Below are 21,378 nucleotides of genomic sequence, written 5' to 3' on the forward strand. Positions count from 1 at the left end.
CAACTTTCGGCGCTAGGATTCGAAACATGTCATCGGATGTCTCCGCCGAACGCGTTACGCTCGCCGAGGTCGCCGAGGAGGCGGGCGTGTCGCTCTCGACCATCTCGAAGGTCCTCAACGGCCGCACGGACGTCTCGCCCGGCACGCGCGCCCGGGTCGAGGACCTGCTCCACCGTCGCGGGTACACGCGTCGAGGCATCGGCCGCAGCGAAGGGCATGCCGAGCTCATCGAACTGGTCTTCCACGAGCTCGACGAGATCTGGTCGATGGAGATCATCGGCGGCGTCGAGTCCGTCGCGAAGGAGCACGGCCTGAGCGTCGTCCTCACCGTGTCGGGCAGTCGCCACGCGCCGGACCCCGACTGGATCGACGGGGTCATCCGACGTCGGCCGGTCGGCGTGGTCCTCGTGTTCAGCGAGCTCGCACCGGAGTACCGCGAGCAGCTTCGCACGCGGAGCATCCCGTTCGTCATCGTCGACCCGGCCGGCGATCCGTCGCCCGATGTCCCGAGCGTCGGCTCGGCGAACTGGTCGGGAGGCCTGGCCGCGACGCGGCACCTCATCGAGCTCGGCCATCGGCGCATCGCGACGATCACCGGTCCCGACGACATGATGTGCTCGCTGGCGCGCGTCGACGGGTACCGGTCGGCCATGAACTCGGCCGGACTCCCGATCGATCCGTCGTGGATCCGGTTCGGCGACTTCCACGTGACGGGTGGGCGCAACCACGCCACCGAGCTGCTCAGCCGGCCCGCGGGCGAGCGGCCCACGGCGATCTTCGCGGGAAGCGACCTGCAGGCCCTCGGCGTCATGGACGCCGCACGAGCCGCGGGGCTCTCGGTGCCCGGCGACCTCTCGATCGTCGGCTACGACGACGTGCCGATCAGCCGATGGGTGAATCCGCCGCTCACGACCGTGCACCAGCCGCTCCGACGGATGGGCGAGGAGGCGGTTCGGCTGGCGCTGCGGCTCGCCGGCGGCACGCGCGGGGCGACGCCCCGGATGGATCTCGCGACGAGCCTGGTGGTCCGGGAGAGCACCGCGCCGCCGGCCTGACCCGGCCGCCGGTCGGCCCCGGCGCCGCCCGGCCCGGCCGCCGCTCTGCCCGGCGCCGCTCGGCCCGGCCCTGCGTTGCGCTCGCGTCCGAACGCATGAGAATCGGCCCCATCCCCGCTGACAACGGGGATGGGGCCGATGCTCATGGAGCGCGGCCAGCGACGGGTCGCCGCCGGCCGCGCGTCGATCAGGGGAACAGCGACGGGGGAGACGCCGCGGCGGTGCGGGGGTGCGGGTGGTGCGCGTCGTGCAGAGCTGCCTGCGAGGGCACGACGAGGGGCGCCGGCCGGCGGAGGGGACTGGGCGGATGCCGCCGGCCGGCGGCTCTGGGGAGGGCTACGCGATGACGGATGCCTCGGCGGCGATCGGTTCCTCGGCGGCGACCCGTTCCACGACGACGTCCGGGTGCAGTCGGCGCGTGTGGTCGACCGTGCGCGCCGCGCCGACGAGCCGGACGGTGTGCGCGTACGGCAGGTCCGCGCTCGACGTCCCGAGGCTGAGCACGAGATCGCCGGGCTCGACGATCCGGCCGCCCGCGCGCGACGGGAACGACGCCAGGTCGGCCGGCACCGTGAACGTCACGTCGGCCGCCTCGCCCGCGGCGAGCTCGACGCGCGCGTACCCGATCAGGCGCTGCACGGGACGCACGACGCTCGCGACCGGGTCGTGCAGGTACAGCTGCACGACCTCGACGCCGGCGCGGTCGCCGACGTTCTCGACCCGGACCCGCACCGACGCTTCGCCGTCGGTGTCGATCTCGGCCTCGCCGCCCGCGAAGCCGCTCCACGCGAAGCGCGTGTACGTCAGCCCGTGGCCGAACGGGTACCGGGGGGTGGGGTCGATGCTCGACACCCCGCCCTTCCGGGCGAGGGGCGCCGCGAGGTAGGTCGACGGGTGGACGCCCGCCGACGCGGGCACGGACACGGGCAGGCGGCCGGCCGGGTTCACCCGGCCCGACAGGACGCCCGCGATCGCACGCGTTCCCTCCTCGCCGGCGAAGAACGCCTCGAGGATGCCGGCGGCTCGATCGGGTGCGGTGCCGAGCGTGTAGGGACGGCCCGCGAGGAGCGCGACGACGGTGGGCGTGCCCGCGTCGAGCACGGCCTCGAGGAGCGCCCCCTGGGCACCGGGGAGCGCGAGCGACTCGGCGTCGCATCCCTCGCCGCTCGTGCCGCGGCCGAAGAGCCCGGCGCGGTCGCCGAGCGCGAGCACGACGACGTCGGCTGCGGTCGCGGCGGCGACGGCCGCATCGAACCCGGTGGTCTCGCCGCCGTCGATCGACGTGCCGGCGACGAACTCCAGGTCCGCGTCGGGGAACTCGGCGCGGAGGGACTCGACGAGCGTGGGCAGCGTGATGCCGTCGCCCGATTCCGGGTGGTGCACGCCCACGTGCGTCGGGAACGCGTAGCAGCCGAGCACGGCGAACCGGTCGTCGCCCGTGGGCCCGACCACCGCGATGCGCCGCGGACTGCTCCGGCCCGGCGCGATGAGCGGCAGGCTGCCGTCGTTGCGCAGGAGCACGATCGCGCGCTCGGCCACCTCGGCCGCGAGCGCCCGGTTCTCCGGCGGGTCGAGGTCGACCGTGCCGCGCACGGCCTCGAGGTCATCGGCGAGCCCGTGCAGCGCGGCCGGCGTGGCATCCCAGCCGGCGTCGAGCAGGCCGAGCTCGAGCTTCTGCGCGAGCACGCGCCGCAGCGCGCGGTCGAGGACGGCCTCGTCGAGCCGGCCGTCGGCGACGGCCTCGACGAGCGGTGCGCCGAAGGCGTGCACGGTCGGCAGTTCGACGTCGATCCCGGCCTCGAGCGCGGCCGCGGCGGCCTCGCCGAGCGAGCCGGCGGTGCCGTGCAGCGTCTGCAGGAACGCGACCGAGAAGTAGTCGGCGACGACCGTGCCCTCGAACCCCCAGACCCCGCGCAGCAGCTCGGTGAGCAGGGTCGCGTCCGCCGCCGTCGGCACGCCGTCGAGGTCGGTGTAGGCGTTCATGACGCTGCGCGGCCGACCCTCGCGGATCACCATCTCGAACGGCGGCAGCAGCACGTCCTCGAGTTCGCGACGACCGACCGAGACCGGCGCGAGGTTGCGGCCGGCCTTCGACGCCGAGTAGCCGACGAAGTGCTTGAGCGTCGCGACGATGCCCGCCGACTCCAGGCCGCGCACGTAGGCCGCGCCGACCGTGCCGATCAGGTACGGGTCCTCGCCGATGGTCTCCTCGACCCGTCCCCAGCGGGCGTCGCGGACCACGTCGAGCACGGGCGCGAGGCCCTGGTGCACGCCGACCTTCCGCATGTCCTCGCCGATCCGGCGGGACATCCGCTCGATGAGCTCGGGGTCGAACGTCGCGCCCCACGAGAGGGGCACCGGGTACGCGGTCGCGCCCCACGCCGCGAAGCCGGCGAGGCATTCCTCGTGCGCGAGGGCGGGGATGCCCAGGCGGCTCTCGGCGACGATCCGGCGCTGCGTGCGGGCGAGCGACAGCGCGCCGACGCCGGGGTCGACCGGGGCGGTGCCGAACGGGCGCGTCAGCTGGCCCAGGCCCTTCGGGAACAGTCCGTCGAGGTCGACGTCGCCGATCATCTCCTGCTGGTTCGGCGCGACGTCGGTGCCGTCCGCCGAGGCGCCGACCCAGACGCCGTAGAGCTGGGCGATCTTCTCGTCGAGTCCGAGCTCGGCGATGAGCGCGTCGACGCGCTCGGCGGCCGGCAGCGAGGCATCCTGCCACTTCATGGTCATCCCTTCACCGCTCCCTGGAGACCGCCGACGATCTGCTTCTCCGCAGCGAGGAAGAAGACGAGCGCGGGGATCATCGCGAGCGAGGTGTATGCGAGCACCGCTCCGGTGTTCTGCGAGTACTGCGTCGAGAACTGCGTCACGCCGAGCGGCAGCGGCCAGAAGTCCTGCGGCAGCGTGCCCGTCGAGATGACGAGCAGCGGAAGGAGGTAGCCGTTCCAGCTGCCGATGAAGGCGAGCACGCCGACGGTCACGAGGCCGGGCTTCGAGAGCGGCAGCAGGATGCGCCAGAAGAACCCGATCCGGCTCGTGCCGTCGATCGCGGCGGCCTCCTCGAGCTCGTCGGGGATGGCGCGCAGGAACGGCACGAGGATGATGATCGTCGTCGGCAGCGCGAACGCGATCGACGGGATGATGACGCCGAGGTACGTGCCGTGCAGGCCGAGCGTGCGCAGCAGCAGCGTGAGCGGGAGCGCGGCGACGGTCAGCGGGAACATCAGCCCGGCGGTGAACATCGTGTAGAGGCCCTGCCGTCCGCGGAAGTCGTACCGTGCGATGACGAACGCGGCCATGATGCCCAGGATGACGACGCCCGCGGTGGTCGCGACGGCGAGGAGGATGCTCGCCAGCACGTTGCCCCAGAACCGGGTCGAGCCGAGCACGGTGGCGTAGTTCTCGAACACCCACGGGTCCGGCAGGCCGGCCGGGTTCGCGTTCAGGTCGCCCGTGGTGCGGAAGCCGCCGATGATGACGTACAGCACCGGCCCGATCGCGAGGCCCGCGACGACGAGCGCGATGAGGTAGACGAACGGCTGGCCCCAGTCGAATCGGCGGCCGGCCGAGCGTCGCGGCGGCAGCTTGTCGAGGTCGGGCACGACGAGGTTGGTCGTGGCGGTCATGTCAACGCACTCCGGTGGTGACGGCTCCGGCGAGGTCGCGGCGGAGGGCGAAGCGCTGGTAGACGAGCGCGACGACGAGGGAGATGAGGAAGAGGATGACGGCGATGGCGCTGCCGTATCCGGGCTGGCCGGCGAACTGGCCCTGCTGGACCATGTACGTCGCCATCGTCTCGGTGGACAGGCTGCGCACGGTCGGCGCGACGGTGACCCACACCATGTCGAACAGCTGGAGCGCGCCGATCATCGACAGGAATGCCCAGATGCGGATCGTGGGGCCGAGCAGCGGGATGGTGATGTGGCGCTGGATCTGCCACCAGCTCGCGCCGTCGATCGCGGCCGCCTCGGCGAGCTCCTCGGGCACGCCCTGCAGGCCGGCGAGCATGAGGATGATCGCGAAGCCGACGTACTTCCAGGTGAGGATGCCGAACAGGGTCCAGAGGGCGATGTTCGGGTCGGCGAGCCAGTTCTGCTGCCAGGCGCCGAGCCCGACGGCCTCGAGCAGCGCGTTGACGCCGCCCTGCGGCTGCAGCAGCAGCTTCCAGGCGAGGCCGGCGATGACCTCGGCGAGCACGTAGGGCACGAAGATGAGGAGTCGGATGACGCTCCGCCCGCGCATGCGGCGGTTCAGCAGGAGCGCGATCCCGATGGCGATGGGCCCCTGGATCAGCAGCGAGGCGACGAGGATCGCGAAGTTGTTGCCGATCGCGCGCAGGAACTCGGGGGTGTTCAGCGCGCGGACGTAGTTGTCGAAGCCGACGAACCGCTCCGGGTCGGCGAGGTCCGACCAGCGGAAGGCCGCGGGCAGGTTGTAGAACGAGTACACCGCGGCGAGCACGACCGGGACGATCACGAAGCCGACGAAGACGACGAGGGCGGGGCCCGCGAGCAGGGCGATCTCGATGCGGGTGCGGATCGCGCCGGCGCGGCGGGGGCGGCGCGGCGCGGTGGCGACGGCCGCGCCGGCGGCGCGGGCGGCGCCGGACGCGACCGCCGGGGCGGTGCCGGTGGCGGGGGCCGGGCCCGCGGAGATCGCGGACCCGGCCTGGTTGACGACGGTGGCCATGACTAGAGGGTGGCCGCCGCGTCTTGCATCTTCTTCACGATGTCCTCGGGCGTGCCCGTGCCGGCGAAGAGGTTGACGATGCCCTCGTTCATCGCGTTGCCGACGGTGGTGCCGAACGCGGTGTCGAGCCAGAGCTGCACGAACGACGCGTTCGAGAGGCCCTCGGCCACGGCCTTGAGGTTCGGGTCCTCGAGGGAGTCCATCGCGGCGGGCACGGTCGGGATGCCCGAGCCGGAGGCGGCGAACTTCTTCTGGACGTCCTCGCTCATGATGTAGGCGAGCAGATCGGCGCACTCCGGCGGAGCGTCGGCGGAGCAGCCGAAGCCGTCGCCGCCGCCGAGTGCCGCCGTCGGGTCGCCGGCCGCGCCCTCGATGCCGGGGAAGGGGAACCAGCCGAGGAACTCGGGGACCTGCCGGTCGGCGGTGAGTCCGCCGATGGTGCCCGCGTTCCAGTGGCCCATGAGCTCCATGGAGGCCTGGCCGTTGGCGACGAGGCCGGCCGAGCTGCCCGCGCCCTGCTGGGCGGGGGTGCCGAGGAAGCCCTCCTGGAACGGCTCGGTCTTGATGAACGCCTCGAGCTGCTCGCCCGCCTCGACCCAGCAGTCGTCGCTGAAGTCGAACTCGGTCTCGGCGGCCTGCAGCGTCTCGGGGGAGCAGGAGTGCAGCGCGAACTGGTACCACCAGTGCGCGGCCGGCCACTTGTCGCCCGCACCGACGGCGATGGGCGCGGCGCCGGTCGACCGCAGCTTGTCGACGGCCGCGTTCAGCTCGTCGAGGGTCGTCGGGGGCTCGGCGACGCCGGCCTGCTCGAACAGGTCGGTGTTGTACCAGAAGCCCTCGATGCCGAAGGTGAAGGGGATGCCGTAGGTCTTGCCGTCGACCTGCCACGGGTTGACCGTGGCGCCGACACTGCTGATGGTGTCGGCGATGGAGTCGTCGAGGGGCATGAGGTAGCCGTTCTCGACCTGGTCGCGGAGTTCGCCGCCCGGCCACACCTGGAACAGGTCGGGCGCGTCGCCCGAGGCGAGCGCGTTCGGGATCAGCGTGCGCTGGAGTTCCTCGTTCTGGTAGCCGGTCTGCTCGACCTTGATGCCGGGGTGGGATGCCTCGAAGTCGGCGGCGACTTCCTCCCACACCGCGGGAAGCGGACCCGAGGTGGCGTTGTGCCACCACGTGAGGGTGACGGTGTCGTCGCCGCCGTCGTCGCCCGACGGGGTGCAGCCGGCGAGTGCGAGGGCGGCCAGTGCCGCGCTCGCACCCACTGCGACGAGCCTGGTGCTGCGTCTGTTCATCATTGAACCTCTCGAAAGTTTCGACCGCAACGTCGAAAGTGATCTGGACGTGACGAATATACGTCCTCTTCGATTTGCGGTCAAGCGCAACATATTGACCGTGTCGTGCAGCCCTCCGCGCGCCCGGGAACCTAGAGTGTTCGCGTGAGCGACCGCACCGGGACGTTCGACGGCGTCCACCGTCGAAACTTGTCGAGACTCCTCGGACTCGTGCACCTCGAGGGGCCGCTCTCTCGGGCGCGCCTGACCGCGCTGACCGGGCTGAACCGTTCGACCGTCGCGACGCTCGCGGGCGAGCTGGTCGACCTCGGCCTGGTCGAGGAACGCCCGCCGGACCCCACCAATCGGGTCGGCCGCCCGTCGCCGGTGATCGCGCCCTCGGGTCGGGTCGTCGCGATCGCGGTCAACCCCGAGGTCGACGCCGTGACCATCGCGGCCGTCGGCCTCGACGGCGGCATCGCGGTGCGCGAGCGGCTCGACATGGCAGGGCTCGTGACCCCCGACGAGACCGCGGCCATCGTCGCCGACGCGATCGCCCGCTGGGGCGCCGGACCGCTCGCGGGCGCGCGCGTGATCGGCGTCGGCCTCGCCGTGCCCGGCCTGGTCCGCGCCGACGACGGCCTCGTGCGGCTCGCGCCCCACCTGGAATGGCGGGATGCCCCGGTGCGCGCGCTCGTCGAGGCCGCGACCGGCCTGCCCGCGGTCGTCGGCAACGACGCGACGCTCGGCGTGCTCGCCGAGCACCTCTTCGGCGCGGGCCGCGGGGTCGAGGACCTCGTCTACCTGAACGGCGGCGCGAGCGGCATCGGCGGCGGGCTCGTCGTCGCGGGGCAGCTCGTGGGCGGCGCGAGCGGCTACGCGGGGGAGTTCGGGCAGAACCGCCCCGGCATTCCGGACCCGGCCGATCGGCGCGCGGCCGGCGGCGTGCTCGAGGACGAGGTCGCGCGGGCGCGGCTGCTCGCGGTCGTCGGGCTCGACCACGTCGACGAGCCGACGCTCGCGGCCGCGATCGCCGCGAGCGAAGCGCCCGAGGTCGAGGCGGAGCTCGCGCGCCAGCGGCGCATCCTCGCGACCGCGCTCGCGAACGCCGTGAACGTGCTGAACCCGTCGCTCATCGTCCTCGGCGGATTCCTCGCGACGGTCGCCGCACGCGACCTCGAGGCGCTGCGCGACCTCGTGGTCGCACAGGCGATGCCGGGCGCGGCCGACCAGGTCGAGGTCCGCGTCGCGGCGCTCGGCGAGGACCGGCTGCTGATCGGCGCCGCCGAGGCCGCGTTCGCGGACGTCCTGGCCGACCCGGCCTGAGGCCCGGGGGAGCGATCCGCCGGCGGACCGGCGGACCGCTCCGGGCGCCGTCGCTTCCGTCGGATGGAACCGCGGTTGCGCCGACTCGGGGGCATCCGTCTACAATGAATCGAGTCAGTCGAATCGATTCGAGCCGGATGCCGCGGCTCGCCGATTCCCGTGGCGATGCGATCGCACCGCCACCGTCGTACCGGGCCCGTCGTCGCGCGCCGGCGGCGCCCGATCCTCCGCCGCCCGGCCCGACCACGCCCGTCGGGGCGCGGCGCGCGCGTTCCCACGCGCACCGACCCCACGCGTCACCGAATCCCAGGAAGCCCATGTCGACCGCCTCCATCCCCATCGTCCGGCCCGACGACCTCCACCGCGCAGCCCACCCCGGCGACCGCCTGAGCCGCCCGCAGCGGCTCACCTACGTGCTCGTGCTCGGCGCCCTCACGGCGCTCGGCCCGTTCACGGTCGACCTCTACCTCCCCGCGTTCCCCGTGCTCCAGGACGAGTTCGGCATCAGCGCGGCGGCCGTGCAGATCACGCTCACGGGCACCATGGTCGGCTTCGGGTTCGGCCAGCTCATCGTCGGCCCGTGGAGCGACAAGGTCGGCCGCCGGCTGCCGCTCATCCTCTCCACGCTGCTCCACATCGCCGCCTCGATCGCGGCCGCGCTCGCGCCCGACATCGTCTGGCTCGCCGCGTTCCGCCTCCTGCAGGGCTTCGGCGCCGCGGCCGGCGGCGTGGTCGCGATGGCCATGGTGCGCGACCTGTTCGGCGGCAAGCCGCTTGTGAAGATGCTCTCCAGGCTCGCGCTCGTCAACGGGCTCGCCCCGGTGCTCGCGCCCGTGATCGGGTCGCAGCTGCTGCGCGTCATGGACTGGCGCGGCGTGTTCTGGGTGCTCGCGGCCTACGGCCTGTTCGTCGTCATCGCGGTCTCGACCTCGCTCCGCGAGACCCTGCCGCCGGCGCGCCGGCACGCCTCCGGGCACTCGACCGTCCGCCAGCGCTACGCCGTGCTCTTCCGCGACCGCGTGTACCTCGGCGCCGCGATCGTCGGCGGCATGACCTTCACGGGGCTGTTCGGCTACCTCTCCACGTCGTCGTTCCTGTTCCAGGAGGTCTACGCGTTCACGGCGCAGCAGTACGGCATGCTCTTCGGCGTCAACTCGATCGGCATCATCATCGGCGTGCAGACGAGCTCGAGGCTCATGCGCGGCCGGGTCGCGCCGCAGTGGATCCTCGCGACCACGACCCTCGTGCACCTCGCCATGGCCGCCTCGATCATGGTGCTCGACACGGCCGGCGCCGGCTTCTGGGGCACCGCGATCCCGCTGTTCGTCTACATCACGGCGTGCGGGTTCTCGTTCCCCGCGGTGCAGATCCTCGCGCTCGCGAACCACGGCGCCGAGGCCGGCACCGCGGCGTCGCTCCTCGGCGCGCTGAACTTCGGCCTCGCCGGCATCATCTCGCCGTTCATCGGCCTGCTCGGCGTCGGCAGCGCGGTCCCGATGGCGTTCGTGCAGGTGCTCGCGGCGCTCGTCGCGATCGCGGCGCTGTGGGGCCTGATCCGGCCGCGGACGGTCCCGGCGCTCGCCGACTGAGGATGCCCCGCCCGGGCGGCCTCCCGGCCGCCCGGGCCCACGCGCGCCCCGGGGATCCGCGCCCGACCCGGACTCCCCGTCGGCGGCACGCCGTGCGGGGCGGACGACCCGGATCGGCGCGTCCGCTCGTAGGGTTGGCGCATGACGGATCCGGAGTCGCCCGCCCGCGGGCCGGTGCACGGGATCTCCACGGCGACTCCAGCCGCGGGGCGCGAGGCGCGCGTGCTGCGGTTCAGCCGCCGGATCCCGCTCATCGCGGGCCTCTCGGCGGTCGGCGTCGGATTCCTGCTCGGCCTCGTCATCATGGTGCGCGCGGGCGGGCTGCCCGTCGAGCTCGACGAGGAGTGGGCGGAGGAGGTCCTCACGCTCCACGGTCCGGTCGGCGACGTCGTCGCGCTCTTCATGGACTGGCTGGGCGGCGGCCTCATGGGCGTCATCGTGATCCCGATCGGGGTCGCGGTCCTGCTCATCGCGCTGGGTCGGCCGTGGGGCGCCCTGTACTTCGTGCTCGCGTCCGCGCTGAGCGCGGCAGCGGTCCAGGTCCTCAAGGAGTTCTTCGGCCGCGCCCGCCCCGAGGACATGCTGGTGACGAGCGACTACGGCTCATTCCCATCGGGGCATGTGGCGAACGCCACGACGATCGCGGTGGCCGTCGCCGTGCTCGTGCCACGAGCGTGGGTCATCGTCGCGGGTGCGGCCTACGTGCTCCTCATGGCGATCAGCCGCACCTACCTGGGCGTGCACTGGATCACCGACACCATCGGCGGCATGCTGGTCGGCGCGGGCGCGGCGCTCATCGTGTGGGCGTGCCTGGCGATCCCGCTCGAGCGCGAGCGGCAGCGCCGTCGGGCGCGCATCTCCGCGCGGAACGCGGACGCGGCGCAGTCCCACGTCACGCCGCCCGAGCGGCCGCGCGCGCCCGGCGGGGAGTCGGCGGGCGGGCCGCCACCCGGCCCGTCGTCGGGGTCGCGGCCCGGGCCGACCCCCGGTCTCCCGCCCGGCGCCGGCTCCGGGGCATCCGACTCGTCCCGAACCTGACGACGCGCTCCCCTTCGGGTAGTACAACGTTGTAGAGTGAGCGCGACCTAGGAGGTGGCCATGGCCACGACGTTGCACGACGTCGCGCGGCTCGCCGGGGTGTCGATCAAGACCGTCTCGAACGTGATCAACGACTACCCGCACATCAAGCCCGAGACGCGCGCACGCGTCGAGCGCGCGATCGCCGAGCTCGGCTACACGCCGAACCTCACCGCGCGGAGCCTCCGCTCGGGCCGCACCGGCGCGATCGCGCTCGCGATCCCCGACCTCGGCCTGAGCTACTTCGCCGAGCTCGCGGCGGCCGTCATCGCGGCCGCCGAGGACGCCGGCCTCGTCGTCCTCGTCGAGCAGACGGACGGCGAGCGCGAGCGCGAGCTCGCGCTGCTGAAGAGCCCGCGATTGAAGCTCACGGACGGGCTCATCTTCAGCCCGCTCGGGATGTCCCAGGACGACGTCGCGCTCCTCGAGGTGCCGTACCCGATGGTCGTGCTCGGCGAGCGGATCTTCGACGGCCCCACCGACCACGTCACGATGCAGAACGTCGCGGCCGCGCGCGCCGCGACCGAGTACCTCATCGCGGGCGGCCGGCGGCGGATCGCGATCGTGGGCGCGCACGAGGGCGAGGTGATCGGCTCGGCAGGGCTCCGCCTGCGCGGGTACCGCGAGGCGCTCGACGCGGCGGGGATCCCGTTCGACGACGCGCTCATCGGGCACACGACCCTCTGGCACCGCTCGAACGGCGCGCGCACGATGCGCGAGCTGCTCGATCGCGACGTCGAGTTCGACGCGGTGTTCGGCCTGAACGACACGCTCGCGCTCGGCGCGATGCGAGTCCTCCAGGAATCGGGACGGCGGGTGCCGGAGGATGTGGCGGTCATCGGCTTCGACGATCTCGACGAGGCGCAGTACTCGATCCCGAGCCTGACCACGGTGCATCCGGGCCAGGACTGGATCGCGCGGACCGCGGTCGCGACGCTCCTCGAGCGGATCGGGGCGCCCGGGAGCGGGATCGCGCCCCGGACCCTGCTCGCCGACTTCCGCATCGAAGCGCGCGAGTCGGCGCCGGCGACGGTCGGCGCGGCGCGCTGAGCCGATCGCACCGCCTCAGCGTCCGGTCGACTCCCTGACGACGAGCCCGAAGTCGACGAGCACTCGTCGCGGCGCCGGTCGCTCGCTCGTGAGCACCTGCTCCGCGAGTGCGGCGACGGCCGTCTCGGCGATGCGCCGTCCGCCGAGGTCGACGGTCGTGAGGCTCGGGATCGAGTAGGCGGCCTCCGCGATGTTGTCGATGCCGATGACCGCGACGTCGCCCGGCACGTGCAGGCCGGCGTCGTCGAGCGCGCGCATCGCGCCGAGGGCGAGGCTGTCGTTGAAGGCGAAGACCGCGTCGAACTCGACGCCGCGATCGAGCAGTTCGCGCATCGCGGCCGCGCCGTTCACCTGGGTCCATGGATCGGCCTCGGCCACGAGGTCGCGATCCACGGCGATGCCGGCCCGCTCGAGGACGGTGCGGTAGCCGTCGAATCGGAGGGCTGCCGAGCCGCGGGTGTCGGCGCTGCGCGCGCCGATCGCGGCGATGCGGCGCCGGCCGGTGAGCAGCAGGTGCTCGGTGGCGAGCTCGGCTGCCGCACGCTGGTCGGTGCTGACGTGCACGGCGGCGCCGCCCACGGGATGGTCGCCGAGCACGACGGTCGGCACCGAGAGCTCCACGCCCTCGAGCTCCTCCGCGCCGTGGTCCATCGGGTTCAGGATGAGCCCGTCGATGTGCTGGAGCCGGGGGCTGTCGAGGAGGGCCCGCTCCCGCTCCGCGCTGCCCGTGCGCTCGATCTGCACGACGAGGCCGTGCTCCTCCGCCGCGGCGATGGTGGCCTCGGCGAGCTCCGCGAAGTACGCCACCGTCAGGCTCGGCACCGCGAGCCCGATGACGCCGCTGCGGCCGGAGCGGAGGTTCCGCGCAGCGAGGTTGAGCTTGTAGTCCAGGGCGGCGATCGCGGCCTCGACCTTGATCCGCGTCTCGGCGGACACGTACGGCCGCGCGTTGATGACGTTCGACACGGTCTTCGTCGACACGCCCGCGAGGCGGGCGACGTCCTGCATCGTCGTGGTCACGCGGGCCCTCCCTTCAGCGGTCTCATCGTACATCGATGTAATACCCGGGATTCCGCAGGTTGACGCGCGCCGCACGGATCCGCATACTGTGTCTTACATCGATTACCTACATCGATTACCTACGCCATGGACCGAGCCGGCGACCGCCCGTCCCCGGCCGACACGAAGGAGTGCCCCATGAAACGAACCCTCGCGCTCGCGAGCCTCGGTGCGGCCGCCGTGCTCGCGCTGGCCGGCTGCACCGGCGGTGCGCCCGAGGCATCGGACGGCCCGGTCGAGTTGACCTTCTGGCACGGCTACACCGAGGCCGACGGCGACGTGCTGCAGCAGATCGTCGACGACTTCAACGCCTCCCAGGACGACGTCGAGATCACCACCGAGGTGAAGACCTGGGCCGTGATCGACGACACGCTGCTTCCCGCGCTGTCCGCCGACGAAGGCCCCGACATCGTCGCCATGCCCGCCGAGCGGTTGCCCGTGTACGCCGACCGCGGCGCGTTCGTCGACCTCGGCGACTGGTACGACGGCGACGGCAGCAACACGGAGACGCTGAACCCGCAGGCCGTCGACATGGTCACCGTCGACGGTGCCCCGTACGGCGTTCCGACCGGCTTCGTGCCGCTCTCGGTCTTCTACAACAAGGCGCTCTTCGCGGCCGCGGGCATCACCGAGTTCCCCGAGACCTGGGACGAATGGCGGTCCGCGGCCGAGCAGCTGACGGTCGACGCCGACGGCGACGGCACACCCGAGCAGTACGGGCTCGCGCTGCCCGATCACGACACCGTGGCGAACGGGCTGTGGCCGACCCTGTTCTACGGCGCAGGCGGCGACCTGGTCGAGGACGCGGAGACCGCCGTCATCGACTCCGACGCGAACCGCGACGCGCTCGAGTACTGGGTCTCGGCGATCCGCGACGGCAAGATCTCGCCGACCGGACTCGACGGCATCGGCGCCGACGAATTGTTCAGCTCGGGCAAGGCCGCCATGCACGTCGGCGGCCCGTGGATGGCTTCCATCGCGACCGACAGCGGCATCGACTACGGCATCGCCGCAGTCCCCGCCGGACCCGAGGCGCAGGCGGCATCGACCATCGGCGTCGCCATGGGAATCACCGCGCAGGCCGGCGAGGCCGAGACCGAGGGTGCCGAGGCGTTCTTCTCGTACTTCTTCGACCTCGACGTGGCGACCCAGTGGTCGCTCGGCTCGGGCTGGCCGCCGCTGCGGACCGACGTGCCCGCCGACGCCGTCGCCGAGAACCCGACCGTCGTCGCGCTCACCGAGATCGCGCCGACCAGCCGCGCGCTCCTGCCCGGCGTCGTGAACAGCGTGGACGTCCTCGACGCGGTCGACGACCTGACGCAGCGCGCGGTCGCGGGGGAGGACCTCGACGACCTGCTGCCCACCGCGCAGGACGAGGTCCAGGCGGCGCTCGAGTAGCGCCGGCCGACCTGCGCCGAACCCATCCGGATCGGGGCCGCGGGCGCACCCGCCCGCGGCCCCAGGAGAGATACATGTCGAGCATCACGCAACGCCGGTACCGCCCGGCGCCCCAACTGGGCGGTCGAACGCCGGTCGGGTCGACGAGGCGGACCTCGCTCATCGCGCTGGCCTTCCTCGCGCCCGCCCTCATCATCCTCACCGTCTTCGTCGCCTGGCCGATGCTGTCGGCACTCCGGCTCTCGTTCACCGATGCGTCCGGGTTCGGGCAGGAGGCGTTCGTCGGGCTGGACAACTACGTGCGGGTCTTCACCGACCCGGACGTGCTGCAGGCGATGGGCAACACGGCGTACTACGCCATCCTGTTCACCCCGACCGCGATCATCGCGGCCCTGCTCCTCGCGCTGCTGGTGAACCACCGTCGGCTGCCCGCTCGGGGCGCGTTCCGCACGGCGCTCTTCCTGCCGTTCATCGTCTCGCTCGCGGTGGCCGCCTTCGCGTGGTCGTACCTGCTCGATCCCCAGATCGGCCTCCTGAACCACTGGCTCCGCGCATTCGGGATCCAGCTCGGGAACGTCCTGCAGGACCCGGCGCTCGCGATGCCGACGGTCGCGCTCGTCGCGGTCTGGAAGAGCTTCGGCTTCTACCTCGTGATCTTCATCGCGGGCCTCCAGGAGATTCCCGGCTCGCTCTACGAGGCCGCCCGCGTCGACGGGGCGAGCAGCTGGCAGCGATTCCGCCACATCACGTTGCCGATGCTCGGCAACACGCTCGCCTTCGTCATGATCGTCGCCCTGATCGCAGCGCTGCAGGCATTCGACCAGATCTACGTCATGACGGGCGGCGGCCCGTACGGCACGACGCAGACGGTGGTCATGGAGATCTACACGTCCGGGTTCAAGAAGCTCGAGCTCGGCTTCGCCTCGGCGCTGTCGTACGTGCTGCTGCTCATCACCCTCGTGCTGAGCCTCGTCCAGTTCCGATTCTTCAGCCGACGAGAGAAGGACGCGCAATGACCTCGCTCACGACCCGCTCGGCGGTGGTCGCCGCCCGCTCGGTCCGGGCGTCGCGTCGCCGCCGCCCGGGCAGGACGAGCACCGTGCTCCTCCTCGTGGCCGCGCTGGCGGCCTCCGCGTTCGTCCTGCTGCCGATCGCGATCATCGCGTTCACCGCGTTCAAGCCGGTGTCCGAGGTGAACGCCTACCCGCCGACCCTGCTGCCGGAGGCCTGGACCCTCGACAACTTCGCGGCCATCTTCGACGAGCTGCCGTTCGGGCGGCTCATCGTGAACAGCTTCGTGTTCGCGGGCGGCGTGACGGCCTTCGCGCTGGTCTTCGACTCGCTCGCCGCCTACGCGCTCGCGCGGCTCGACTTCCGCGGCAGCCGCGTGCTCCTCATCGCGATCATCGCGAGCCTCATGATCCCGTTCCAGGCGACGCTGATCCCGATCTACCAGCTCGTCAGCGACCTCGGCTGGGTGAACACCTACGCGGGCCTCATCGCACCGCGCGCAGCAGACGCGTTCGGCATCTTCTTCCTCCGGCAGTTCTTCCTCTCGCTGCCGCGCGACCTCGACAACGCGGCGCGACTCGACGGGGCATCCGAATGGCGGATCTTCCGGAGCGTCGTGCTGCCGAACGCGAAGCCGGCGCTGCTCACGCTCGCCATCTTCACCTTCGTCAACAACTGGAACGACCTGCTCTGGCCGCTCGTCTTCACGACCGACGCGGAGATGGGCACGATCACGTCCGGGCTCACGCTCCTGACCGGTCCCGGCGGGATCATCCCGCAGGGCGTCATGATGGCCGGCTCCCTCATCGCGGTGCTCCCGCTCGCGATCATGTTCCTCCTCGTCCAGCGCCGCTTCATCGAGAGCGTCGCGTCGACCGGTCTGAAATGAGGCATCAATTGCACAACTGGTACACCGAGGGCCCGCTCAGGTTCGGGCTCGGCATCGAGAACACGTTCGTGCCGCAGGGCGGCCCGGGCCTGCGCCCGATCGACGAGTACGAGCTGACCGAGCACTACGCCCGGTGGCGCGCCGACCTCGACCTCGCGGCGGGCGTCGGCGCGGAGTTCCTTCGATGGGGCATCCCGTGGCATCGCGTGAACCCGGAACGCGATGTGTGGGACTGGGGGTGGACGGACCGGGTGATCGGCCGGATGGTCGAGCTCGGCATCCGTCCGGTCGTGGACCTCCTGCACTACGGCACGCCGCTGTGGCTGGAGGGGCAGTTCGCGGCACCCGACTACCCGCAGCGGGTGGCCGAGTACGCGGTCGCGGCCGCGGAGCGGTACGCCGACCTCGTCACCGACTACACGCCGGTCAACGAGCCGATGATCCACGTGCTGTTCTGCGGAGAGTACGGCTACTGGCCGCCCTACCTGCACGGCGAGGCGGGTGCGGTGCGGCTCGCGCTCGCCGTCGCCGAGGGGTTCCAGGCGACCCAGCACGGCATCCGCGAGGTGCTGGGCGAACGCGCGACCTTCGTGCACGTGGATGCCTCGATGCGATACGTCGGCGCGATCGAGGCACCCGAGCACCGGGCGACGGCGGAGCGGCTCCGGCACCAGGCGTTCCTGGTGGAGGACCTCGTGACGGGTCGCGTCGGCGAGGGCCATCCGCTGCTCGACGTGCTCCTGCGGAACGACGCGGACGAGCGGGTGCTCGCCGGCCTCGCCGCTCGGCCGGCCCAGCCCGACATCATGGGCGTGAACTACTACCCGCGGCATTCGACCGAGGTCTTCGAGGCGGGGGTTCACCACGGCGGAGGCTTCGCCGATCCGCGGCCGACCCGCGATGACGGAGCGGCCGGGCTCGGCGAGATGCTGGAGGAGTACGCGCGGCGGTACGGCGCGCCGGTCATGGTCACCGAGACCTGCGTGACGGGGAGCGTCGCCGAGCGCATCGGCTGGCTCGAGGCATCCGTCGCCGAGGTCGATCGCCTGCGCGCCGGCGGCCTCCCCGTCGTCGGGTACACGTGGTGGCCGCTCTTCGACATGTACGAGTGGACCTACCGGCACGGCTCCGGGCCGCGGGCGGACCACCGCCTCTCGATGGGGCTCTTCGAGCTCACCGAGACGGCCGACGGGCTCGAACGCCGTCGCACGCCGGTCGCGGACGCCTTCGCGGCGACCGCCCGCCGCCCGCAGGAGGTGGCCGCGGGTCTGGGCTGAGCGAGGGGTGCCGCGCGTTCGGCCGGGGTGGCCCACCCCGGCCTTGACAGCCGCGCGTCCGTTCGCCTAGATTTCCTCTACAACGTTTACTTACAACGTTGTACAAGCCTCGGACTCAGCGTGGAGCATCCCTCTCACGCTGGCTGAGCCCCCATCGCCAGTGACAACGGTGTCGAGACACCGCGAGAGGAAATCACAGCAATGAAGCGGAAGCTCCTGGCCGCATCCGGCGTCGTCGCCGTCGCGGCCGCGGCCCTCACCGGCTGCAGCGCCGGCGCGTCGGAAGACGCGTGCACCAACAAGATCGTCAACAAGGACGCGACCCAGGTCAGCGTCTGGGCCTGGTACCCGGCGTTCGAGGGCGTCGTCGACCTGTTCAACGAGTCGCACGACGACGTCCAGATCTGCTGGACCAACGCGGGTCAGGGCAACGACGAGTACACCAAGTTCTCGACCGCCCTCGAGGCCGGTTCGGGCGCTCCCGACGTCATCATGCTCGAGAGCGAGGTGCTCTCGAGCTTCACCATCCGCGACGGCCTCGTCGACCTCACCGAGTTCGGCGCGAACGACGTCAAGGGCGACTACACCGAGGGCGCCTGGAAGGATGTCTCGTCCGGCGACGCGGTCTACGCGATCCCGGTCGACGGCGGCCCCATGGGCATGCTCTACCGCCAGGACATCCTCGACCAGTACGGCATCCCGGTCCCCACCACGTGGGACGAGTTCGCCGCCGCCGCGCAGGCGCTGAAGGACGCCGGCGCCCCCGGCGTGCTGGCCGACTTCCCGACCAACGGCCGCGCCTACAACCAGGCGCTGTTCGCGCAGGCCGGCTCGGTGCCGTTCGTCTACGACTCCGCGAAGCCGCAGGAGATCTCGATCGACGTCAACGACGAGGGCTCCAAGTCGGTGCTCGCGTACTGGGACGACCTGGTCAAGAACGGCCTCGTCGCGACCGACGACGCCTTCACCGCCGACTACAACACCAAGCTCGTCGACGGCTCCTACGCCATCTACGTCGCGGCGGCCTGGGGCCCCGGCTACCTGTCGGGCCTCTCCGACGCCGACCCCGACGCGCAGTGGAAGGCCGCGCCGGTCCCGCAGTGGGACGCGGCCAACCCCGTCCAGATCAACTGGGGCGGCTCGACCTTCGCGGTGACCTCGCAGGCCGAGGACAAGGAGGCAGCCGCGGTCGTCGCCAAGGAGGTCTTCGGCACCGAGGAGGCGTGGAAGATCGGCATCGAGGAGGCCGCGCTGTTCCCGCTGTGGAAGCCGATCCTCGAGTCGGACTACTTCCGCAACCTCGAGTACCCGTTCTTCGGCGGGCAGCAGATCAACAACGACGTCTTCCTCGACGCCGCGGCCGGCTACACCGGCTTCACATTCAGCCCGTTCCAGAACTACGCGTACGACCAGCTCACCGAGCAGCTCGCCGCGATGGTGCAGGGCGAGAAGGACAGCGCGACGGCGCTCGACGACCTGCAGGCGTCGCTCGAGAAGTACGCCACCGAGCAGGGATTCACCCTGCAGTAGGCCGCAAGGCACCACACTGGGCCCTGTGAGGGGTCCCGGGGCTCCGGACCGGGATGCGGCGGGCGACCGCGAAGGCTCGCCCGCCGCATCCGCACCGGGGCATCCGCACCGGGGCATCCGGGACATCCACCGGGGCCCGCCCCGCAGCCATCGCGCGCCACGACGCGGCAGACCACGCGACCACAGAAATGAGCACCATGACCACCACCCTCGCCGGCGGCGCGCAGGCCGCCCCGCCGCGCGGCGGACGTCGCCGCGGCGCGAGCCTCGAGCAACGGCGCCAGCGCGTCGGCTGGCTGTTCGTCACGCCGTTCCTCGTCGTGTTCGCGACGTTCCTCGTCTTCCCGCTGTTCTACGCGTTCGGCATGAGCCTGTTCACGTCGACGCTCGCGACCGGCACCAAGTTCACCGGCATGGCGAACTACGCGAAGGCGTTCACCGACCCGCTCTTCCTCGAGGGCATGCTGCGGGTCGCGGCGTACGCGGTCGTGATGATCCCGCTCCAGATCGTCGTCGCGCTCGGCGCCGCGCTCGTGCTCGACACGCTCGCGACCTGGATGTCGAAGGCCTCGCGCCTCCTGATCTTCGCGCCCTACGCGATCCCCGTCGTCATCGGCGCGCTCATGTGGAGCTTCCTCTACAGCCCGCGGTTCGGCCCCGCCGGCACGCTCTTCGAACTCGTCGGCCTGCCGACACCCGACTTCCTCGCCCCGGACACCGTCTTCGGCAGTCTCGTCAACGTCGTGACCTGGCAGTGGTCGGGGTACTACATGGTCGTGATCTACGCGGCGCTGCGCTCGATCGACCCCTCGATCTACGAGGCCGCGCGCATCGACGGCGCCAACGGCTGGCAGACGGCCCTGCGCATCAAGGTGCCGATGATCTCGTCGTCCATCGTCATGGCGGTCACGTTCGCCCTGATCGGCACCCTGCAGTTCTTCACCGAGCCGGTGGTCATGCGCAACATCGCGCAGGGCGTCATCGACGCGGCGTACACCCCGAACATGTACGCGTTCTCGCTCGCGTTCTCGTACAGCCAGTTCAACTACGCGTCGACCATCGCGTTCTCGCTCGGCGCGATCGTCTTCGTCGGGTCGTACCTGTTCCTCTTCCTCACCCGCAAGCAGAGCGGACTCAAGTGATGTCCATCGCATCCCGAATCACGCCGAAGACCGACGCGTACACGACCGTCACCGGCGTGCCCAGCCACGTGGACCGCAGCGTCCGCGGACGCCGCACGGGCGGCCGCCGCATCGGCTCGCACGCCTTCCTCGTCATCCTCGCGATCTACTTCGTCGTCCCCATCTGGTGGCTGTTCGTGGCATCCACGAAGAGCACCGCGGGCCTGTTCTCGAGCCCGGCGTTCTGGTTCGAGGACCCGGCGAACTTCTTCACCAACATCCAGGGCCTGTTCACCCACCAGGGCGGCATCTACTGGCGCTGGCTCGGCAACTCGTTCCTGTACGCGTTCACGGCGGGACTGGGCGCGACGGTCCTGTCGATCCTCGCCGGCTACGGGTTCGCGAAGTACCGCTTCCGCGGGCGCGGCGCGGTGTTCGGCGTCGTGCTCGGCTCGGTCATGGTGCCGCTCACGGCGCTCACCATCCCGACGTTCATCCTGCTGAGCCAGTACGGCCTGATCGACACGCCCTGGGCGGTCATCCTGCCGAGCCTGCTCAACCCGTTCGGCGTCTACCTCATGCGCATCTACACGCAGGACGCGGTGCCGGACGAGATGCTCGAGGCCGCTCGCATCGACGGCGCGGGGGAGTGGCGGACGTTCTTCCAGGTCGCGCTGCCGCTGCTGCGACCGGCGATCGTGACCGTGCTGCTGCTGGCCGTCGTCGGCACGTGGAACAACTTCTTCCTCCCACTCGCGGTGCTGACCGATCCGACGCTCCTGCCGGTCACGGTCGGCCTCAACCGCTGGACGACCCTGTCGAACTCCGGCGCGGGCGGCGAACAGGTGTGGAACCTCATCACGTCGGGCGCCTTCATCTCGGTGCTGCCGCTGCTGCTGTCGTTCCTGTTCCTCCAGCGCTACTGGCAGGGCGGCCTCGCCATCGGCAGCATCAAGTAACCGCGGCGCGCACGCGCCGCCAGAGACGCGAGGATGCCCCGGCCCGGGGCATCCTCACCAGACCACGGATGCCCCGT

The 21,378-nt window shown here is 71.6% G+C and carries 17 protein-coding genes; 12 read left to right on the plus strand and 5 right to left on the minus strand.

All coding sequences use genetic code 11. The features are described 5' to 3' along the window. Positions 1-26: 26 nt before the first annotated feature. The gene (locus ACDF64_RS09810) at positions 27-1,055 is read left to right on the plus strand and encodes a LacI family DNA-binding transcriptional regulator (protein ID WP_394550828.1); all 1,029 of its coding nucleotides are present in this window, start codon (positions 27-29) and stop codon (positions 1,053-1,055) included. A gap of 336 nt (positions 1,056-1,391) precedes the next feature. Here the strand turns inward: ACDF64_RS09810 and ACDF64_RS09815 are convergent, their stop codons facing one another. Genes ACDF64_RS09815 through ACDF64_RS09830 form a run of 4 tightly spaced genes read right to left on the minus strand, consistent with a single transcriptional unit; the run spans position 1,392 to position 7,036 of the window. Further along, positions 1,392-3,785, minus strand: a complete 2,394-nt coding sequence (locus tag ACDF64_RS09815; protein WP_394550830.1) for a glycoside hydrolase family 3 N-terminal domain-containing protein — start codon at positions 3,783-3,785, stop codon at positions 1,392-1,394. After that, entirely contained in the window at positions 3,782-4,681 is a 900-nt protein-coding gene (locus ACDF64_RS09820) for a carbohydrate ABC transporter permease (RefSeq protein WP_394550831.1), read from the minus strand. Before ACDF64_RS09820 ends, ACDF64_RS09815 begins: the two co-directional genes overlap by 4 nt. 1 nt (position 4,682) lies before the next feature. After that, positions 4,683-5,744 carry a carbohydrate ABC transporter permease gene (locus ACDF64_RS09825; protein WP_394550833.1) on the minus strand — a complete coding sequence of 354 codons (1,062 nt, stop codon included), beginning with the start codon at positions 5,742-5,744 and terminating at the stop codon, positions 4,683-4,685. A gap of 2 nt (positions 5,745-5,746) precedes the next feature. After that, positions 5,747-7,036: an ABC transporter substrate-binding protein gene (locus tag ACDF64_RS09830; protein ID WP_394550835.1), complete on the minus strand. Its 1,290-nt coding sequence runs from the start codon at positions 7,034-7,036 to the stop codon at positions 5,747-5,749. 144 nt (positions 7,037-7,180) lie between these two features. Here ACDF64_RS09830 and ACDF64_RS09835 point away from each other — a divergent pair, with 144 nt between their 5' ends. The 4 genes from ACDF64_RS09835 to ACDF64_RS09850 all read left to right on the plus strand — a co-directional run bounded on the left by ACDF64_RS09835 (position 7,181) and on the right by ACDF64_RS09850 (position 12,057). Further along, a complete protein-coding gene (locus ACDF64_RS09835; RefSeq protein WP_394550836.1) occupies positions 7,181-8,341 on the plus strand; it encodes an ROK family protein in 1,161 nt (386 codons plus the stop codon). Positions 8,342-8,658: 317 nt separating this feature from the next. Continuing rightward, positions 8,659-9,930 (plus strand): multidrug effflux MFS transporter, encoded by a 1,272-nt coding sequence (locus ACDF64_RS09840; RefSeq protein ID WP_394550838.1) that lies wholly within the window; start codon positions 8,659-8,661, stop codon positions 9,928-9,930. A 141-nt stretch (positions 9,931-10,071) separates the two neighbouring features. Next, positions 10,072-10,968, plus strand: a complete 897-nt coding sequence (locus ACDF64_RS09845; protein WP_394550840.1) for a phosphatase PAP2 family protein — start codon at positions 10,072-10,074, stop codon at positions 10,966-10,968. A gap of 60 nt (positions 10,969-11,028) precedes the next feature. After that, positions 11,029-12,057 carry a LacI family DNA-binding transcriptional regulator gene (locus ACDF64_RS09850; protein WP_394550843.1) on the plus strand — a complete coding sequence of 343 codons (1,029 nt, stop codon included), beginning with the start codon at positions 11,029-11,031 and terminating at the stop codon, positions 12,055-12,057. Between the two features lie 15 nt (positions 12,058-12,072). On the opposite strand, the gene ACDF64_RS09855 is transcribed toward ACDF64_RS09850, so the two are convergent. Further along, on the minus strand, positions 12,073-13,077 hold the full coding sequence (locus ACDF64_RS09855; RefSeq protein WP_394550845.1) for a LacI family DNA-binding transcriptional regulator: 1,005 nt from the start codon (positions 13,075-13,077) through the stop codon (positions 12,073-12,075). Between the two features lie 177 nt (positions 13,078-13,254). On the opposite strand from ACDF64_RS09855, the gene ACDF64_RS09860 reads away from it, so the two are divergent. The 7 genes from ACDF64_RS09860 (at position 13,255) to ACDF64_RS09890 (ending at position 21,301) form a co-directional block, all read left to right on the plus strand. Beyond that, positions 13,255-14,514: an ABC transporter substrate-binding protein gene (locus tag ACDF64_RS09860; RefSeq protein WP_394550847.1), complete on the plus strand. Its 1,260-nt coding sequence runs from the start codon at positions 13,255-13,257 to the stop codon at positions 14,512-14,514. 74 nt (positions 14,515-14,588) lie between these two features. Then, positions 14,589-15,530, plus strand: coding sequence for a carbohydrate ABC transporter permease (locus ACDF64_RS09865; protein ID WP_394550849.1), 942 nt, complete (start codon positions 14,589-14,591; stop codon positions 15,528-15,530). After that, a complete protein-coding gene (locus ACDF64_RS09870; protein ID WP_394550851.1) occupies positions 15,527-16,414 on the plus strand; it encodes a carbohydrate ABC transporter permease in 888 nt (295 codons plus the stop codon). Before ACDF64_RS09865 ends, ACDF64_RS09870 begins: the two co-directional genes overlap by 4 nt. 8 nt (positions 16,415-16,422) lie before the next feature. After that, complete coding sequence (locus ACDF64_RS09875) at positions 16,423-17,691, plus strand: family 1 glycosylhydrolase (RefSeq protein WP_394550853.1); 1,269 nt, start codon at positions 16,423-16,425, stop codon at positions 17,689-17,691. Between the two features lie 201 nt (positions 17,692-17,892). Next, a complete protein-coding gene (locus tag ACDF64_RS09880) occupies positions 17,893-19,221 on the plus strand; it encodes an ABC transporter substrate-binding protein (protein ID WP_394550855.1) in 1,329 nt (442 codons plus the stop codon). Between the two features lie 197 nt (positions 19,222-19,418). Then, positions 19,419-20,363, plus strand: coding sequence for a carbohydrate ABC transporter permease (locus ACDF64_RS09885; protein WP_394550857.1), 945 nt, complete (start codon positions 19,419-19,421; stop codon positions 20,361-20,363). Then, on the plus strand, positions 20,363-21,301 hold the full coding sequence (locus tag ACDF64_RS09890) for a carbohydrate ABC transporter permease (protein ID WP_394550859.1): 939 nt from the start codon (positions 20,363-20,365) through the stop codon (positions 21,299-21,301). The genes ACDF64_RS09885 and ACDF64_RS09890 overlap by 1 nt, the downstream gene beginning before the upstream one ends. The last annotated feature ends 77 nt before the right edge of the window (positions 21,302-21,378 follow it).

The sequence above is a fragment of the Agromyces sp. MMS24-JH15 genome, assembly GCF_043518605.1.
Classification (GTDB): Bacteria; Actinomycetota; Actinomycetes; order Actinomycetales; family Microbacteriaceae; genus Agromyces.

What these genes read in the sequence shown, in the direction of transcription:
- ACDF64_RS09810 (WP_394550828.1), top strand. Translation starts at nt 27, where the DNA reads ATGTCATCGGATGTCTCCGCCGAACGCGTTACGCTCGCCGAGGTCGCC.
- ACDF64_RS09815 (WP_394550830.1), bottom strand. Translation starts at nt 3,785, where the DNA reads ATGACCATGAAGTGGCAGGATGCCTCGCTGCCGGCCGCCGAGCGCGTC.
- ACDF64_RS09820 (WP_394550831.1), bottom strand. Translation starts at nt 4,681, where the DNA reads ATGACCGCCACGACCAACCTCGTCGTGCCCGACCTCGACAAGCTGCCG.
- ACDF64_RS09825 (WP_394550833.1), bottom strand. Translation starts at nt 5,744, where the DNA reads ATGGCCACCGTCGTCAACCAGGCCGGGTCCGCGATCTCCGCGGGCCCG.
- ACDF64_RS09830 (WP_394550835.1), bottom strand. Translation starts at nt 7,036, where the DNA reads ATGAACAGACGCAGCACCAGGCTCGTCGCAGTGGGTGCGAGCGCGGCA.
- ACDF64_RS09840 (WP_394550838.1), top strand. Translation starts at nt 8,659, where the DNA reads ATGTCGACCGCCTCCATCCCCATCGTCCGGCCCGACGACCTCCACCGC.
- ACDF64_RS09845 (WP_394550840.1), top strand. Translation starts at nt 10,072, where the DNA reads ATGACGGATCCGGAGTCGCCCGCCCGCGGGCCGGTGCACGGGATCTCC.
- ACDF64_RS09850 (WP_394550843.1), top strand. Translation starts at nt 11,029, where the DNA reads ATGGCCACGACGTTGCACGACGTCGCGCGGCTCGCCGGGGTGTCGATC.
- ACDF64_RS09860 (WP_394550847.1), top strand. Translation starts at nt 13,255, where the DNA reads ATGAAACGAACCCTCGCGCTCGCGAGCCTCGGTGCGGCCGCCGTGCTC.
- ACDF64_RS09865 (WP_394550849.1), top strand. Translation starts at nt 14,589, where the DNA reads ATGTCGAGCATCACGCAACGCCGGTACCGCCCGGCGCCCCAACTGGGC.
- ACDF64_RS09870 (WP_394550851.1), top strand. Translation starts at nt 15,527, where the DNA reads ATGACCTCGCTCACGACCCGCTCGGCGGTGGTCGCCGCCCGCTCGGTC.
- ACDF64_RS09880 (WP_394550855.1), top strand. Translation starts at nt 17,893, where the DNA reads ATGAAGCGGAAGCTCCTGGCCGCATCCGGCGTCGTCGCCGTCGCGGCC.
- ACDF64_RS09885 (WP_394550857.1), top strand. Translation starts at nt 19,419, where the DNA reads ATGACCACCACCCTCGCCGGCGGCGCGCAGGCCGCCCCGCCGCGCGGC.
- ACDF64_RS09890 (WP_394550859.1), top strand. Translation starts at nt 20,363, where the DNA reads ATGTCCATCGCATCCCGAATCACGCCGAAGACCGACGCGTACACGACC.